General features: G+C 50.8%; 14 protein-coding genes. 5 read left to right on the top strand and 9 right to left on the bottom strand.

Annotated features, from left to right (window positions below; genetic code table 11):
* Positions 1–29: 29 nt before the first annotated feature.
* Positions 30–155: a hypothetical protein gene (locus tag ACO0LB_RS13800; RefSeq protein ID WP_423049972.1), complete on the top strand. Its 126-nt coding sequence runs from the start codon at positions 30–32 to the stop codon at positions 153–155.
* Between the two features lie 37 nt (positions 156–192).
* Here ACO0LB_RS13800 and ACO0LB_RS13795 read toward each other — a convergent pair whose 3' ends face one another.
* The gene (locus ACO0LB_RS13795) at positions 193–405 is read right to left on the bottom strand and encodes a cold-shock protein (protein WP_110256361.1); all 213 of its coding nucleotides are present in this window, start codon (positions 403–405) and stop codon (positions 193–195) included.
* 390 nt (positions 406–795) lie between these two features.
* Here ACO0LB_RS13795 and ACO0LB_RS13790 point away from each other — a divergent pair, with 390 nt between their 5' ends.
* Entirely contained in the window at positions 796–3279 is a 2484-nt protein-coding gene (locus ACO0LB_RS13790) for a TonB-dependent receptor plug domain-containing protein (protein ID WP_423049969.1), read from the top strand.
* A 190-nt stretch (positions 3280–3469) separates the two neighbouring features.
* On the opposite strand, the gene ACO0LB_RS13785 is transcribed toward ACO0LB_RS13790, so the two are convergent.
* The 3 genes from ACO0LB_RS13785 to ACO0LB_RS13775 form a co-directional block, all read right to left on the bottom strand.
* Entirely contained in the window at positions 3470–4249 is a 780-nt protein-coding gene (locus ACO0LB_RS13785) for an alpha/beta fold hydrolase (RefSeq protein ID WP_423049967.1), read from the bottom strand.
* A complete protein-coding gene (locus ACO0LB_RS13780; RefSeq protein WP_423049965.1) occupies positions 4222–5031 on the bottom strand; it encodes a DUF1045 domain-containing protein in 810 nt (269 codons plus the stop codon). Before ACO0LB_RS13780 ends, ACO0LB_RS13785 begins: the two co-directional genes overlap by 28 nt.
* A gap of 131 nt (positions 5032–5162) precedes the next feature.
* Entirely contained in the window at positions 5163–6044 is an 882-nt protein-coding gene (locus ACO0LB_RS13775) for an amino acid ABC transporter substrate-binding protein (protein WP_423049963.1), read from the bottom strand.
* Positions 6045–6280: 236 nt separating this feature from the next.
* Here ACO0LB_RS13775 and ACO0LB_RS13770 point away from each other — a divergent pair, with 236 nt between their 5' ends.
* Positions 6281–7432 carry an alpha-D-ribose 1-methylphosphonate 5-triphosphate diphosphatase gene (locus ACO0LB_RS13770; protein WP_423049961.1) on the top strand — a complete coding sequence of 384 codons (1152 nt, stop codon included), beginning with the start codon at positions 6281–6283 and terminating at the stop codon, positions 7430–7432.
* Positions 7433–7443: 11 nt separating this feature from the next.
* Here ACO0LB_RS13770 and ACO0LB_RS13765 read toward each other — a convergent pair whose 3' ends face one another.
* On the bottom strand, positions 7444–8271 hold the full coding sequence (locus tag ACO0LB_RS13765) for an SIR2 family NAD-dependent protein deacylase (protein ID WP_423049959.1): 828 nt from the start codon (positions 8269–8271) through the stop codon (positions 7444–7446).
* A 217-nt stretch (positions 8272–8488) separates the two neighbouring features.
* Between ACO0LB_RS13765 and ACO0LB_RS13760 the strand changes: the two genes are divergently transcribed.
* Positions 8489–9688, top strand: a complete 1200-nt coding sequence (locus ACO0LB_RS13760) for an ABC transporter substrate-binding protein (RefSeq protein WP_423049957.1) — start codon at positions 8489–8491, stop codon at positions 9686–9688.
* 186 nt (positions 9689–9874) lie between these two features.
* Here the strand turns inward: ACO0LB_RS13760 and ACO0LB_RS13755 are convergent, their stop codons facing one another.
* From ACO0LB_RS13755 to queC, 3 genes are all read right to left on the bottom strand, one after another.
* Positions 9875–11314, bottom strand: coding sequence for a protein kinase domain-containing protein (locus ACO0LB_RS13755; RefSeq protein WP_423049955.1), 1440 nt, complete (start codon positions 11312–11314; stop codon positions 9875–9877).
* A gap of 1 nt (position 11315) precedes the next feature.
* Entirely contained in the window at positions 11316–12059 is a 744-nt protein-coding gene (locus ACO0LB_RS13750) for a metallophosphoesterase family protein (protein WP_423049953.1), read from the bottom strand.
* A 170-nt stretch (positions 12060–12229) separates the two neighbouring features.
* Positions 12230–12964, bottom strand: coding sequence for a 7-cyano-7-deazaguanine synthase QueC (queC, locus tag ACO0LB_RS13745; protein WP_423049951.1), 735 nt, complete (start codon positions 12962–12964; stop codon positions 12230–12232).
* A 111-nt stretch (positions 12965–13075) separates the two neighbouring features.
* Between queC and ACO0LB_RS13740 the strand changes: the two genes are divergently transcribed.
* Positions 13076–14353, top strand: coding sequence for a lipopolysaccharide biosynthesis protein (locus ACO0LB_RS13740; protein WP_423049949.1), 1278 nt, complete (start codon positions 13076–13078; stop codon positions 14351–14353).
* On the opposite strand, the gene ACO0LB_RS13735 is transcribed toward ACO0LB_RS13740, so the two are convergent.
* Positions 14350–16221 carry an alpha/beta fold hydrolase gene (locus tag ACO0LB_RS13735; protein ID WP_423049947.1) on the bottom strand — a complete coding sequence of 624 codons (1872 nt, stop codon included), beginning with the start codon at positions 16219–16221 and terminating at the stop codon, positions 14350–14352. The two genes, ACO0LB_RS13740 and ACO0LB_RS13735, sit on opposite strands and share 4 nt — an antisense overlap.
* Positions 16222–16225: the final 4 nt, after the last annotated feature.

Below are 16225 nucleotides of genomic sequence, written 5' to 3'. Positions count from 1 at the left end.
GACATAAGAAGCAGTCGCTGAACTTATTCATGTCTTGTTTCGGACTCAACCCTGACTATCTGTCAGGTGTCTTTGTGACGAATGACAAAGAATATGAAAAAGAACAGCAAAAAAGAGTTTCTGGTGGTGAAGCAGTCAAACACTGGAGCAGTTAAGCATGATGTTGATTGGCTGTTTTCACCACGGATTCACTTAGGAGAGAATCTGGATATTGCTTGCTTTATCGCCTTTAGGACCAGCAGTGCGTTCGAAAGAAACGCGCTGATTTTCGCTCAGGCTTTTAAAGCCGCTGGATTGGATGTCCTGAAAGTGAGCGAACAAGTCCGCGCCACCTGCGTCTGGAGCGATAAAGCCGAAACCTTTTGCATCATTGAACCATTTGACGATACCTGTTTGAGTACTCATGTTTTTTCCTTTGAAAAATAGATAGGCAACATTGCCTGAAGGCACTTGAAACCAAGAAATAAAACCGGAGGAGAACAAACAGAACAGCCAGAGGAGAAAGCTATGCGGAATTGGGACCAACAATATAAGGACTTGATGCAAGTACAGGACACAATATACGCGCAGAAACCAGAATCACCTAATCTTATTTGATGTTTTAAAAAGGAGACAGTCATATTCTGTCTGGATTGTTAGAAATAACCAATAAGATTTTTTTGAAATAAAAGCCCATTTTCATAGGTGAAACCAAACTTTTTTGCGTCAAATAACAGGTTTTATATACATAAATGGCATGTAGAAATTATAAAACCTTCGTTTGAGTAATATGTGACTGCATCGTATGATCAATTCATGTTATTTCATCCACCGTCATTCTGGCGCGTACAGCGCGTGTGCACTGGTGAATTTGCTTCTCAGCAGAAAGAAAAATTGATGATGAGTTTTCCTACGACGCAACTGATTCCTTTCCCTCGTCAGCGAGCATCGCTCCTGATTGCTGCGGCATGCGCAGCTTTGTCCAGCCAGATTCCTGCATATGCACAGCAAACCGGCATTGTTGCAACAGAACAGGCAAATCAAGTGATTGTGACGGGCACGCGCTCATTGAAGCGCACCATCTCTGATTCTGAAGCGCCGGTGGATATTCTGACTGCCAAGGACTTGCAGTCTACCGGTTCTGCGGAGCTGGCCACGGCATTGAGTCGCTTATTACCATCGCTGAATTTTCCACGACCAGCAGTAACGGATGCAACATCGGCGGCACGTCCCGCGCAATTACGAGGCTTGTCTCCTGATCAGACATTGGTATTAGTGAATGGTAAGCGCTGGCATACGACGGCGGTGGTGAACGTCAGCGGTTCCGTTGGACGCGGATCATCGCCTGCTGATCTGAATACAATTCCGCTGGCGGAAATTGACCATGTAGAAGTGTTGCGCGATGGTGCTGCCGCTCAATATGGTTCCGATGCAATCGCTGGCGTCATCAATATCATTCTCAAAAAAGGTGCCAGTGGTGGAGAGATACAGGTTGGTGGTGGTCAGTACAGCAAGGGCGACGGAACACAGGCGAACCTGAGTGCGAACATTGGTACTGCGCTGGGCGAGAAAGGCTGGTTACGGATTACCGCTGAACAGCGCAATCAGAACGAAACGAATCGTGCCGGAGCCGATTTCCGCAATCCTGCCGAACCCTTGTATGGCAAGGTAACGCAGGTACAGGGTGATCCTAAAACACAGCAAACCAGTGTCGGACTCAATGCAGCGCTGCCGCTCGATAACGGACTGGAATTATATGGATTTACTCATTACAGCCGTCGTAACAGCGATGTTCCAGCAACCTGGCGCACCGCGTACTCGACAGGTACGACCTTGCGTTCCACACTGTATCCGAATGGTTTTTTACCGAATGAAGCATCGGTCAGCACCGATGTCGCCGCCGTGGGTGGTGTGCGTGGACGCACTGACGGCTGGCGCTGGGATGCCAGCCTGAATTACGGTTCCAGTGAGTTTAGTCTGGATGTGACGAACACCGCCAATCTGACTCTGGGCGCCGCCAGTCCTACTCGTTTTTATGCTGGCAAACTGCAAAATACACAAACCTTGCTTAATTTTGATGCCGCCAAAGAATTTGAATTGTCCGGCACGCCCGTCACTTTCGCTGTCGGTGCGGAGTATCGCCGTGACCAGTATGAAATTGGCGCCGGTGAGCCAAATTCTTATCTGGGCAGTGGTGCTCAGGGTTTTGCTGGTTTCCAGCCGTCCAATGCAGGTAGTTTTAACCGTCACAGCGCTGCGGTATATGCCAATGCAGAAGCTGAGCTGACGAAGCAGTTGAGCGCGTCGCTTGCCATCCGTCACGAAAATTACAGCGACTTTGGCAGCACTACCTCTGGCAAATTATCCGGACGTTATGAGTTCACCAAGGCATTTGCTTTGCGTGCGGCTGCTTCTAATGGTTTCCGTGCACCGTCACTGGCACAACAAAATTACACGATTTCCACCACGAATCTGATTACGATCAATAGTAGTTCACAACTGGTGGATACCGGCACGTTTGGTGTCGCGACAGCGGCTGCAAAAGCGTTAGGCGCCAAGCCACTGGAAGCAGAAAAATCACGTAACTACAGCATAGGTGCGGTTTTGCAACCGGTCAGCAATGCGACGTTGAGTATTGATGCTTACCAGATTGATGTTGATCACCGTATTTTGTATTCCGGCAATCTGGTATTGCCAGCGACTTTGCAAAGTGTGCTGGCAAAGCAGGGCGTGCTGGTCGGTGCTGCGCGCTATTTTACGAATGCGCTGGATAGCCAGACCCGTGGTGTTGATGTCGTAGGTACTTATCAGTGGGCATTGTCCGGTTCCGACAAATTAGGACTCACCGTCGGCTACAACCATAACAATACCAGCGTCAGCGGTATTGCAGCCAATCCAGCTATTTTGTCCCAAAATGGCCTGACGTTGATTGATCGCCAGACCATCAACCGCGCTACACTGACATCACCGAAAGACAAGTTCAGTCTGGCACTCGACTATCTCCGTGGCAATTGGACTTTCCATAGTCTGGCAACACGGTACGGTAGTTTCATTTCCCCACAAAACAGTGTGGCTCTGGATCAGACATACGGCGCCAATGTGGTGGTCGATGTATCGGGTAGCTATCGCCTCGGAAAATGGACACTGAGCGCTGGGATTGATAATGTTGGTGATAAATACCCTGATCAGGTGACATCTGCCGGCAATCTGAATACCGGTGGTACTTTGCCGTACAGCACTTTCTCGCCTTATGGCTTTAATGGTCGCTATTACTACGCCAAGGCAGCGTACGCTTGGTAATGTTTGTTGTGGCAGGATGTTGCTGGCAGTCGCAAAGACCCTGCAAACATCCTGTATTCAGTTTGTATTCAGTTTGTATTCAGCCCATCTATGTTTCACAGGTGAGCTAAAACAAACCAGAAACAACCTGAATGAAATGAGTGAAATGAATGAAATAAAAAAGCAGCCAGCAGCAAGGCTGCTTTTTTATTTACCGATGCGTTGATGTCGTCGCGATTGGCATGGTCCAGTATTTTTGCATCCACGCAAACAGTATCGCCGCCAGCTCTGCCGGTTGTTCCAATGGCGACATATGTCCACCTTGTTCGATGATGCGCAGTTCGCCACGCGATAATCCTGCAGCCAGCTTTTCTGCTTCATCGGGTTGACGCATCTGGTCTTTTCTATTCGCCACCATGATTGCCGGGCAATGGATATGCGCCAGTTCGGCATGTCCATCTGCACGGTGTAATGCCAGCTGGCGCAAAAAAATATCTTTGCCCAGTGTCAATGACATCGCTTGCAATTGGGCCAGTAAGACCTCGTTATCCTGATGATCTGGATCGAGAGCACGGCGCAGTGCGCTTCTGGTCTGACCTTTATAAGGGTAATGTTGCACCATGCGGATTTGTTGTTGATTCCTGAGCAGTTCTTCCGGTGTGCTGGCGCGCGCAGACGTGTTAAGCAATGCCAGCCCGGCCACGAATTCTGGTGCAGTGAAAGCGATGCGCCTTGCAACATAGCCACCGAGAGAAAAGCCGATGATCAGGCTGGGTCCGGGCAACCTGGCGATGATGTGTTCTGCCATCTGATCGATGCTGTCGCCCTGATTCAGATTGCCGTAATGGATTTCAGCGTATGGGCGCAATGCCGGTAACAGTGCCTGCCAGAGGTTGGCATCGCACATGAATCCGGGAATCAGGACAATATGTGGTGGGAATGCCGGAAGCAGCAAGTCGACCATCAGTCCGTCCTGCCAGAGTTGTGACATGCTGAAGCAGAGATTGTTGATGCAGCTAGAGGGTAACGTTGTAAGAGTTGAAAGTCGGCGCCTGCTGTTGGTTCATAAAACAGAGATACGCTGGCGATGCACAGGTCTTCGCGGATATCGAAATGCCTTACCGCAGCTTCATAGAGCAGATCAGCATCGGTTTGATGCGTCACTTTATCGCTGAGTGTCATATGAAAGCGAAAGGCCTCTTCTGTGAACGGATAACCCCAGCGAGCGAGTAATTCTCGTTGCCGGACACTCAACCGATCCGGACGACGGCGCTCCTGTTCTGTCTGGCTGAGCGGTGCACGCAGGTGATCGCAGCTGGCGACACACGCTTGCGCAAAGCTCATCATGTCGTGGGAATCACTCTCCGGACGCAATGCCAGAAAATCGCCCATCCACTGCACTGTTGGTAATTGGACGATCTGGGCTGTCTGTTGCTGACAAAATGTGCTCAGCACTTGATCCAGTGCTGCAAAATCTTCACCATCCCGCAGACGGAATGGCGCCTTCAGCGTGGCATGAAAACCATAACGGCGCGCACTCGCAGTCAGTATTCTTTGATTCTCGGCTGTCACCCCGGATATGGTTGGTTGTATCAAATCCTGCACGACAGAGGAGGAGGGATCTCTGCCCAGCCACTGATTTCCCGCCTGCCACCAACGACTGGTTGTTTCCGGCGAAAAATACAGGGCGTAGCGGTGTACGGAGGGTATTAAGGGGGCAGAGTGTTTCTCGTGTGCCGGGCGAATTGTGTTGGCGTGGGGGATTGGGGTCACCTGCTTCATCTCCGGGCATGGAGACGTTGATCTATCGACTTATTGATCGATCTATCAACGCATCAATGTGTTTTACTTGTTCATCTGAGCTGATCACGTAACGAAGATAGGCATCTGACGATGTCCTGCCATCAGTCGCCAACCTGATCGGTAGGGAAGCGTAAAGAATCGCGTAATAAAAATCCCATCGACATATTCATGTTGATTCCTTTTGGGGGAATCGGGCGCATAAACCAGCGGTCATAGATTTTATAAATCTCTCCCTCGTGGATCAAGCGCAGCATTTCATTATCGACGATTTTTTTGAAAGCCGGATCGTCTTTGCGCAACATGATCGAATACGGTTCTATCGACAAGGCATCGCCCACAATCGAAAAAGCGGCCGGATTTTTTGAATCAGCGCGTAAGCCGTACAACAGCACGTCATCCATAGGGAAGACATCGGCTTTTTTATCTTCTACCATTTTGAACGACTCCTGATCACTGTTGCCTTCGACCAGTTTGATATTGAGGGAATTCGTGTCGTTGCGCTCGGTCAGCAATTTAACGGTTGTCGTACTCTTGGTGGTGACGACAGTCCGGTTGCGCAACTGATTCCAATTCTTAATGCCACTTTCCGTACGCACTAAGGCACGAACGCTGGAAAAGAAATGCGGGATGGTAAAGCCATATTTTTTACGACGTTCGGCATTGTTCGTGGTACTGCCGCACTCCAGATCAATTTTGTCTTCGACCAGTGCAGAAAAGCGGGTGGCGGAATCAACCGGGTAAAACTGCACCTTCAGATTTGGCAGTTTCAGTTCTTTTTTCAGTGCATCAACGACTTTCAGACACAAGTCTACGGAATACCCCAGTGCCTGCTTTTTGTCGTCGGTGTAGGAAAACGGTGGTGTCTCCCGTATGCCAATGACGATTGTCTGACTGCTACGGATTTTTCCGATGGTATCTGCAGTAGCCAGTACCGGTGTCAGCAGACAAAAAGCGGAGGATAGACTCAGAATCACATTGCGCATTATTTTTCCCGGGAAAGTAGTTGAAACGCAGCAAAAAAATTATTTACCTTGAAACTTTAACAGCCAATTCTCAATATAAAAAACGCAATGTGAATCTTATTTCCGAACAAGATTTAGTGCGAAATACGTTTGTATTTATCTGCTCTGGTCGTTGTCCAGCTTATTACGGATGCTGCACTGACGCTGGACTATTCATGCTAATGTGATGGTCTTCCATATTATCCGCTTTCATGTCGATGAATCCGACTACTCATACTGATTTTTCTATCCGTAATGCCCGCATCGTGACTGCTACTGATGTTATTTCCGGGACGTTGTCTGTCAGCCAGGGATTGATACAAGGAATATTGCCAGATACTGATGGCGTGGAGGGAGATGACTGGGAAGGTGATTATCTGTTACCGGGAATGGTGGAAATTCATACCGATAATCTGGAAAAACACCTGATGCCGCGACCGAAAGTGCAATGGCCGGTATTGCCCGCAGTGATTGCGCATGACGCACAAATTGCGGCATCCGGCATCACCAGTGTGCTGGATGCGATTGCGATTGGTGATATTGACCCCGATAGTTTACGTACCCAGATGCTGGTGCAATGTGTGCATGGTCTTAAAGAGGCCGCCGCCGCTGGTATTTTACGGGCCGATCACTTCCTGCATTTGCGGCTTGAACTGGCACAGCCAGATCTGATCAATTTATTTACGCCATTCCTGCAAGATGAGCAGTTGAAGCTGGTATCGCTGATGGATCATACGCCGGGGCAAAGGCAATGGTCAGATATTGCCCATTACCGTACTTATGTCACAGGTAAGCGTGGCTGGAGTCATGAGAAGGTCGATAAGATGCTGGATCTGCTGGTGGAACGTCAGCATCAGCATGTGGCGCTGAATCGCCGTAAGCTTATTCATCTATGTCGGCAGCAAAGGTCAGTGCCTTTGGCCAGCCATGATGATACAACGGCAGAGCACGTATACGAAGGCGTTGCGGAAGGCGTGACCATTTCTGAATTTCCGACGACATTGTTAGCCGCCAGAACCGCACGTGAACACGGACTGGCGATTGTGATGGGCGCGCCAAACCGTGTTCGTGGCGGATCGCATTCTGGTAACGTCTCGGCTTCTGAACTGGCACAGCATGATCTGCTCGACATTCTCTCGTCAGATTATGTGCCGGCCAGTTTGTTACATGCAGCGTTCTTACTGCAACAGGATGGGTACTCTTTGCCCAAGGCGATTGCGACCGTCAGCCTGCAACCGGCGCGCTATGCGGGTTTGTCAGACAGGGGGCAGATTGCTGAGGGATTGCGGGCAGACTTTATCCGGGTACGTGAGGTGCATGGTATTCCGGTGGTGTTGGGTGTCTGGAAGCAGGGGCGCCGGATTGTTTGATGTTTGCCAGCCTAAAGCAAAGCATCTAAGGCAGTGAGTGCATCAAGTGCACCCACTGCCAGCCCGACATCGAGTGATGTCGGAACCTGTGGTTCGCGCAGATTGATACGTATCAAACGTCCATGATGTTCATGTAGCAGACGATGGCTGAAATGTCGCACCGTGGGAATGGCGGTGCCTGCGCCCAGTTCTATCACCAGCGGTCTGCTGACGGTTGCTAACCAGGAGGCTTGTCTCGCTTGCTGTTGCTGCTGGCGTTGTTCCAGCCATTCGGCGTCACCAAACATCAAAATATTGGGCCGGGCAATGCCACCACAGTGTGGACATGTTGGTGCTGCATTGAGTAACTGGCACTGCTGTGTGTCAATCTCAGGTAGAAAGTCTTGCGCAGACCAGATCGCATTGCGGCAGGGGAGCAGGCATTGCAGATGATGGATAGAGCCGTGGCACTCATGAATACGTTGCTCATCATATCCCGCCGCCTGAAACTGGCCATCCACATTGCTGGTAAATACCTGATAACCATGAGGCATTTTTTCGGCCCATTTTTTAAGCACTCCAAAACCTTTATGTGGCATCGTGTTGCGGTACAGTTGCAGGCGGTGACCATAAAACCCCCATGCTAAACGCAGGTCTCGCCGGAACGCGGCAGGATTGGCAATCTCATGAAACACCAGATTCCGGCGACCGAGTGCAGGGTAGGCATTCCAGAACCCTTCTGAACCACGAAAATCCGGCAGGCCTGAATCCACGCCCATACCCGCACCCGCCGTGATGATCAGAGCATCTGCCTGGGTAATCAGTTCGGCTGCCTGCTGCAAGGCGGATGTCAGCGTCATGGTGAAGTCATTCGGATGAAATAAGATGACTGTGCCATTTCCGCTGTGCGATAGCAATAGCATGGTTTGCAGTGACGATGTCTCTGGTCACTCAGTGCTTATTTCAATCGTCATCTTCGTGCTCATCTTTGCTTCAATAAAGGTGAAATGTTTGTGATTGACGGAATGCATCGTTGCGATTATGGTATTTGCAAAATATAACTTTACGGAGAAAAAAATGCGCTTATCCTCGCTGCTGGTGACTTTGCTGCTGAGTTGTTCTGTATTGGCTCAGGCAGAAGATGCCACGATTCGTATTGGCGTGATAGGCCCATTTACCGGGAAATCCTCTACCGATATGGGCGAAAGTCTGCGTGGTGGTGCCAGAGTCTTTTTGCAGGATATTAATCAGATTGGCGGGATACTGGGACGTAAAATTGAGTTGGTGGAACGTGATGATCTGGCCAAGCCCGAAGTCGGCGTTGCTATGGCAAAAGAACTTATCGAAAAAGAAAAAGTCGTGGCAGTGGTCGGATTTGCCAACACCGGTGTTGCCATTCCAGCTGCCAAAGTGTTTCAGGATGCCAAAATTCCGCTGATTATCAGCGTCGCCACTGGTGCCAACATCACCAAACAATACATGCCGCCAGCGGTGCCCGTCAGTTATATTTTCCGCGTTTCTGCCAGTGACAGTCTGCAACCGGCCGCAATACTCAAGGATGCGATTGATAAGCGCAAGCTGACGCAGATTGCTATCCTGCACGACGATACGCCTTACGGACAGTTTGGTAAGGATAATATGATGGCAGAATTGCAAAAACGTAAAATAAGTCCGGTGCTGGTAGAGAGCTTTAAAATTGGCGATCAGGACATGACGGCACAATTGACCCGTGCGAGGCAGGCGGGAGCACAAATCGTTGCCTTGTATTGCCTGAGTTCGGAAGCGGCGATGGTTGCCAATGGCATCAACAAGATTAAATGGAATGTTCCGCTGACAGGCTCATGGACTTTGTCGCAACACAGTTTTGCAGAATTGGCAGGAGCGAATGCTGAAGGTGCCAGAATGCCGGTTACTTTTATTGAAAATGAATCCAGTAATCGCAGCAGCAGTTTTTCTGCGTCTTATGTGCGTTATAACAATGTAAAAAGTATTCCATCGGCTGTTGCTGCTGCGCAGACATATGATGCGCTGCGTATTTTAAGTCTGGCCATCATGCAGGCGAATTCGACAGACCCTGAGCAAATCCGGCTGGCGCTGGAAGACATGAAATACGATGCCACATCGACCGTCATCACCCGCTACAAAAAACCGTTTTCCAAAACTGATCATGAGGCGATTGTCCAGAATATGATCTTCATGGGAGAAGTGCGCAAAGGGCGTGTCAATTATGCGTACAAAGAAGATGCTAACAGCGGCCTGATTGTCCGTACCAAGTAATCCTGTAATCCTGCGTTCGCCGCATGAGCGGATGGGCGGATTAGTGGAATTGGCTTCTGTTTTTCCGGCGATGATTTCCTGGATAGTGATTGAAAAACATCATGTTGGCGTTATGCGGGCATGATGTTTTTTTATATGCAATATTTTCCCGGTCTGCCGGGTTTGCCAGCAGATGCTTCGCTGATTTTATTTCGCCTGGGATTTGACTACGGTAACAGTACATTCCGCCTCTGCAACCACCTGTGCTGAGACACTGCCAAGATAGCGCCGGATACCTGAACTTCCGCGTGAACCGATGATGATGTGATCGACGCCATTGTTATGGGCATAATCAACTATCGCATTGGCAGGGTCGGTCGCTTCAATGACATGAAACGTGATTTTATCGGGACTGAGATTCAGCGGGCGTGCCCAGTGTTTCAGATCGACGAGTTGTTTGACATGGATGTTTTCACCTTGTTGTATCAGACTTTCATCCATGCCGATGCGACTGGTTTTGCGTATCGTCAGGCAAGCCAGCCGCGCACCCGGCTCGGTTTGCAACATGCGGCGCGTGATGTTGCGCAAGCTTTCTGACAATGCTTCTGTGCTATTGGCCAGATCCAGTGCGGCGACGATAATCGGTGCTTTCGATAATTGTTCTGAAACGCTGTGTTGCAAAACCGGTTCTGATCCTGCCGCTTGCAGCCGACGTTTCAACACAGACAGATAGCCATCCTGCGCCGTTTTTTCGGCGCGTGCCGTCAGTTTTAACTGATCAGGATGTTGCAGCAGAAACGCCAGTTGGGCAGCGGTATCAAAGCGGGCTGCCGGATCGACCTCCAGGCAGCGCAGGATGATTTCCTGCAACCAGGCGGGAATTGTCGCCAGATGGCTGCGTGGTGGAATCGGGTCGCGGTACAGACGTTTTTTCAGGCCCGATACTGAGGTCGGATGGCCAAAAGGCCGCTCCCCCGTTGCCAGATGGTAAAGTAGTACGCCAAGAGAAAATAAATCGCTGCGGGGTTCATTGCGGACACCCAGAACTTGTTCCGGTGAAATATATGGCCCCGTGCCCATGGGCAAACGGAATTCTTCATCCAGTAAATCCGGCAGGCGGTCATGTCGTGACAGGCCGAAATCAATCAGTACCGCCACACCATCAGCGCGAAACATGATGTTACTGGGTTTGATATCGAGATGAATCACATGCTGTTTATGCAAATCCTGCAACGCATTTGCTACCCGAATACCAACGCTGACTACTTCATCAACCGGTAAAGGGGCTTGTTCAAATCTGCTGCGTAAGGATTCACCAGCGATTTGCTCCATGACAATGTATGGCTGCTCATCAAAATCACCTGAGCCGAAGTAACGTGGTACATGCTGGCCTTTGAGCTTAGGCATGATCATTTGCTCAACTTCAAATGCCACGATCGCAGTTGGATCATCGGTCGAAAACAGCAGCGGTACTTTCATGATCAGTGGCGGTACCGCGGTTTCCATTCCTTGTTTGCCAAGGTGACGTTCACGCAAATCTGTTACTCGCCACAATGCCGCCATGCCACCGGTGTGTAATTTTTCTTCGAGCCGGTAGCCATCGAATTCCATTCCAGCCTGAAGTTTGTGTTGCTTGCTGGATTGCATTTTAATTTCCTGTGATCAGACGATCAGCCAGGCTGGCAGGTAAGCCTGCCAGACGGATTTTTTGCGCAGCAGTCTCGGTATCGTAAGGAACCCGGAAATACGTCAGTTCCTGTGTTTCTGTATCAAACGTGGCATAACAGGCCGCCGGATTGCCATCACGTGGCTGGCCTACAGAGCCGGGAATGACCAGCCAGCGTCGCTGTTTACTTAACGGAATGCTGTTCTCCGGCGTTGGCAGGAATTCGCCTGTTTTACCCGTCAGCGTCATGTGGTACAGCGTTGGCATATGCACATGGCCGCAAAACGTAATGGCGGCCTTGGTCGCATGCATGCTGCGCATTGCTTCCATGACGCCGTCGATGTACTCCCATTTCTCCGGTGCCCAGGCATTGGCATGTACCAGCAGCAGATCTTTCCACTCCACCCGATAAGGCAAGGCACGTAAAAAATCCAGCTGTTCCAGACTGAGCTGCGAGCGTGTCCACTCGACGACCTGCCGGGCAACGGGATTCATTCCCTGCCGGTCTTCCTGTAATACGCCCGCATCATGGTTGCCGAGTAATACCCATGCACCACGACGGACATACTCCATAACGGTGGTCATCACCCATGCCGGATCTGCACCGTAGCCGACCAGGTCACCGAGAAACGCATATTGAGTGACTTGTTGCTGTTCAGCATGCGCCAGACAAGCGGAAACGGCTTCCCGATTGGCATGGAGGTCGGTCAGAAAGGCAATCAGCATAATGTTGTCAGACGTTGTAAAAGAATCGCTTCATTGTAGACGATCAAGCTAACTGTGCGCTTACACGCGGCAAAGCTGCAACATCAGCGTTTTCGCTATTTCATGTAGCACATGGAGAGATGTCGCTGTATGGGTTGTCCTGCCGCTCGCAGCTTCATGCCACCACAGCTTCATGCCGCCGGATTGATGCTGAATTCGCCGTTGCGATATTGCTCGTAACCACGCGCTCTGAGCGTGCAAGCCGGGCAGCTGCCACAACCATGTCCCCAAGGGTGCAATTGACCTCGTTCACCCAGGTAGCAGGTATGCGTGTCGGCACGGATAGTCTCTACCAGCGCGGAGCCGCCCAATTGTTCTGCCAGCAACCAGGTTTGCGCTTTGTTAATCCACATCAGAGGCGTTTCCAGCTTCAGCCGCGTCGCCATGCCCAGATTGAGCGCCACCTGCAAGGCTTTCATGGTGTCATCCCGACAATCCGGATAACCGGAAAAATCCGTTTCACACATGCCGCCGACCAATACCGTCAGTCCACGCCGATAGGCAAGGGTGGCTGCTACCGTCATGAACATCAGGTTACGTCCCGGAACAAAGGTATTGGGCAATCCGTTTTCCTGCATTTCGATGGCAATATCTTCCGTCATGGCGGTACTCGACAACTGGGAAATCAGCGACAGATCGATCATATGATCTTCCCCCAGACGTTCTTGCCATTGGGGTGATAATGTGCGCATGCCTGCCAGCAAGTCCGGACGCATACTGAGTTCAATTGCATGCCGCTGCCCGTAATCAAAACCAATGGTTTCAACGCGTTGATAGCGTGACAGCGCCCATGCCAGGCAGGTTGTGGAATCCTGGCCGCCGCTGAACAGCACCAGTGCCCCTTCGTGATGGGTGAAATTGTTCATAGACTGAGGTAAAAAGAAGAAAACCGATTGTAAAAGAATGAAACACTTTGTACATCAGTCGATCCTGATGGTAAGGTTCTGCTCGAATGAGTGGAATGTTAAAGCAAGCCCATGGGTTTTCATAAAAAATTTTTATCGTCGTCCATTTTGTCTGTGATCGATCAGGGCATGTTAAGTGCGCTGAATTTTGCTATTGGCGCCTTGCTGATACGTCTCGTCAACAAAGACGACTATGGTTTGTATGGGCAATTGTACGCTGGCGGCTTGCTGGTCGGTCTGGTGGTGGATTCCTGGATTGCCGGGCCGCTGACCACGGTTGCCAGTGCAGTACATGAGAATACCCGCAAGCGTTTGTTACGGCGATACTGGTATCGACAGATATTCTGGACGCTGGCGATGGCTTTTCTGGCATTTGCTGCGGTGGAGTTTTTACCGGCGGTGACGCATTACAGCAACAAGAGCTGGTTGCTGGGAACCGTCTTTGCGGCCTATCTGATCGGCAATGGTTTGCGTGAGTACAGCCGCACCGTTGGCTTTATTCAGTCAGATATTCCAAGCGTACTACGACAAGATGTGTTGTATGCCGGTCTGGTGGTCAGTGGATTGGCAATTATCTATACCTTTTTTCAGGTGGAGCTGGTTGCGGTCTTTATCGTACTGGCGCTTTCTTCCCTGCTTTGCATATTATTGACGCTGAAACACCTGATGGCCCGGACAACGGCGATCGATGTTGACGATGCCGAAGACATGCAAGTGCTGGCATCGCATCAGGAAACGATCCGTGGACATGGCCGCTGGGCGGTGCTGGGCGTGATTGTCGGCTGGCTCTCTAATTACAGTTATGTGTATTTGTCCGGTGCCTGGCTTGGCTTATCTGCCATTGCGGATCTGAACGCCTCCCGCCTGTTATTGATGCCGATTCCACTGGCGGTCGCTGCCTGGTCGCGCGTGGCTCGACCAGAAGCCAGTCGGCTGATGGCAGCTCAGAACTGGGCGGGATTGCGCAAGCTGACCTTGCTGTCCATCGGTGTGATTGAACTGGTGGTGCTGGCCTATGTGATTGTGTTATTGCTGGCGTTGCCGTGGCTGGAAGACTACGTGATCGGCAGTAAATATAGCGGGCTGGATCCGCTGGTAATGCTGTGGGGGGGCTATTTTGCCGTGAATGCGGCACGCTGGGTTGGTACTTCCTGGCTTTCCAGCGGAGGTGCTTTCCGTTCCATGTTTATTCTTGGCAGCGTGACATTGGCGCTGGTCATCACGATCACTTCGGTCAGCATTCCGCGCTGGGGTTCTGCAGGTGCTATTCTGGCGTTAATTGCGGTTGAGCTATTCGAACTGATCGTGGTCTGGAAGTTCATTTTGCCGCGTTTGCAAAAAGCCTCTTAATTTTCCTTATTTTTCTGTTCCTCAGTGGTCTGAAAGCGTTCCAGCAAATGCGTGCTGATCAGATCGGCCAGATGCTGTTGCGCCCAGCGAGGCGTGAATGTGTGGTCAGTACCATTCAGTACTTCAATTCTGACGCGCTGGCTTGCGCCCAGCAGGCTGGCTTTATGCCCGAGTTGCTCAGACATCAGATCAATACTGCTGTCATGGGCATCAAAAATAAACAGTAATTCTGTACCCCGTGCTTCCATTGCTCTGAAATGACGCGCAACCCTGCCCAGTAAATGGTAGTTTTTCATCAGACGGGTCATGCCGGATTGCCAACGTGCACGCGTATGCTTGATCACACGGCGCGACAGATGCGAGGCAATTTGCCGGAATTCGATGCGTCCTGTCATGACGCGTTTCCAGGTGGTTAAATCGGTGGCTGCCTGCAGATAGAAATGGGTGGATTTAATCGAATTTTTTTTGCGTACTTCGATCGTATCGCCTTCATGCCAGCGATAGGTCAGCTGATTCATCAATACCAAGCCCCTTACCTGTGGCTCGTCAATCGCACTCAGATATGAAAGATACGCACCCGAACATAATCCGGCCAGTACAAATCCGGATGTGCCATAGCGGTTTTGTAAAAAATCCATGGCTGAACGGATATCGTCCACGCCGCATTCGTTGTGGACATCATGTTCCAGACCAGCCGGAGTTGTCTGGCTGTAACCGATGCCTGATTTGTCATAGCGTAAAACCCGGAATCCGGCTGCCGCCAGTGTCCGGGCCAGTGTCACGTATAAACGATGATTACCGACACGATGATTGGCACCGATATTGGTCATGATCACTGCTGGCAAGTGGGCAACCTGCGCACCAGAAGTCTGTGTAGCGTCAACACGCTGACTCACAACTCCAACCAGTCCTTGGAAGCTGACTAATTCTTCCGAGACACCGCTCCGTTTGTTGACAGTTGTGGTGACCGCCAAGCGACTGGTATCAGGCGCACTGGCGGCCTTTGCTCCGGCGATAGGAAAATGGGTCGCCAGCCATTGCACGCATTCTTCCCATATCAAGACTGGCACGGTTGTCTCATGCGCATCCTCGGTCATCATCGCGGCATAACCTGGCTGCGCTGATAAATGTAATGTCGGCGGTTGCGGTGGATTTTCCTGATGCCAGGCATTTGCCAACTTGGCTTCTTGTCCTGATATATCGTCACGCGACATGACCAGCACAGGGATGGTCGGCGCAGGCATTTTGAGTAAATCGAGCTTACCCAGACTGCTGCGGGTGGCGGCTGACAATTCATAACCTGTCAGTTCATCGTCCGTAACGCTGCGGGCAGGGTCGTCCGGATTGGGCTGAATCGGACTCATACTGCGCAGAACCAGCATCTCGCGGGAATACGCACGTCCTGAAATGACCGGTGCCATCAGCATCAGGGCAGAAGCGTTGATTGTTGTCGCTACGCTGCCTGCCAGCAATCCACCCAGACGCAGTCCGAACAGGGCAATGTGGCTGACACCGGCGATATGCCGTAATTGGTCGGCGGCCTGTTGTATATTTTCCTGCCATAAGGCAATGCGATCATTATCCGGAGTGACGGCATCCGCGGCATCGCCGGTATTGTTGTAATCAAAAAATACGACATCAAAGCCTGCTTGTGCCAGTTGATTTGCCAGATGTTTATAGGACAGATACGAGACCATGTATTCATGCCCGAACGGCGGACACAGAACGACACCGCATTCCCGCGTACCTCCGGCTTCCCGCACTTTGGCGGCATGAAACCAGCCCAGCACCGGCGCATCCTGGTGTCCGAACCAGAATGCTTGTGGTGGGCAAAAAATATCTTTGCTTGGAAATTGTTGTGAGGCCACGTTG

Source organism: Undibacterium sp. SXout7W (genome assembly GCF_049339385.1).
Classification (GTDB): domain Bacteria; phylum Pseudomonadota; class Gammaproteobacteria; order Burkholderiales; family Burkholderiaceae_D; genus Undibacterium.
This window is presented reverse-complemented; position numbering and strand designations above follow the sequence as displayed.

Excerpts from the sequence above, each read along its gene's own strand:
- queC (WP_423049951.1), bottom strand. The coding sequence starts at position 12,964 with ATGAACAATTTCACCCATCACGAAGGGGCACTGGTGCTGTTCAGCGGC.
- ACO0LB_RS13770 (WP_423049961.1), top strand. The coding sequence starts at position 6,281 with ATGAATCCGACTACTCATACTGATTTTTCTATCCGTAATGCCCGCATC.
- ACO0LB_RS13785 (WP_423049967.1), bottom strand. The coding sequence starts at position 4,249 with ATGTCACAACTCTGGCAGGACGGACTGATGGTCGACTTGCTGCTTCCG.
- ACO0LB_RS13765 (WP_423049959.1), bottom strand. The coding sequence starts at position 8,271 with ATGACGCTGACATCCGCCTTGCAGCAGGCAGCCGAACTGATTACCCAG.
- ACO0LB_RS13740 (WP_423049949.1), top strand. The coding sequence starts at position 13,076 with ATGGGTTTTCATAAAAAATTTTTATCGTCGTCCATTTTGTCTGTGATC.
- ACO0LB_RS13750 (WP_423049953.1), bottom strand. The coding sequence starts at position 12,059 with ATGCTGATTGCCTTTCTGACCGACCTCCATGCCAATCGGGAAGCCGTT.
- ACO0LB_RS13790 (WP_423049969.1), top strand. The coding sequence starts at position 796 with ATGTTATTTCATCCACCGTCATTCTGGCGCGTACAGCGCGTGTGCACT.
- ACO0LB_RS13760 (WP_423049957.1), top strand. The coding sequence starts at position 8,489 with ATGCGCTTATCCTCGCTGCTGGTGACTTTGCTGCTGAGTTGTTCTGTA.
- ACO0LB_RS13800 (WP_423049972.1), top strand. The coding sequence starts at position 30 with ATGTCTTGTTTCGGACTCAACCCTGACTATCTGTCAGGTGTCTTTGTG.
- ACO0LB_RS13755 (WP_423049955.1), bottom strand. The coding sequence starts at position 11,314 with ATGCAATCCAGCAAGCAACACAAACTTCAGGCTGGAATGGAATTCGAT.
- ACO0LB_RS13775 (WP_423049963.1), bottom strand. The coding sequence starts at position 6,044 with ATGCGCAATGTGATTCTGAGTCTATCCTCCGCTTTTTGTCTGCTGACA.
- ACO0LB_RS13795 (WP_110256361.1), bottom strand. The coding sequence starts at position 405 with ATGAGTACTCAAACAGGTATCGTCAAATGGTTCAATGATGCAAAAGGT.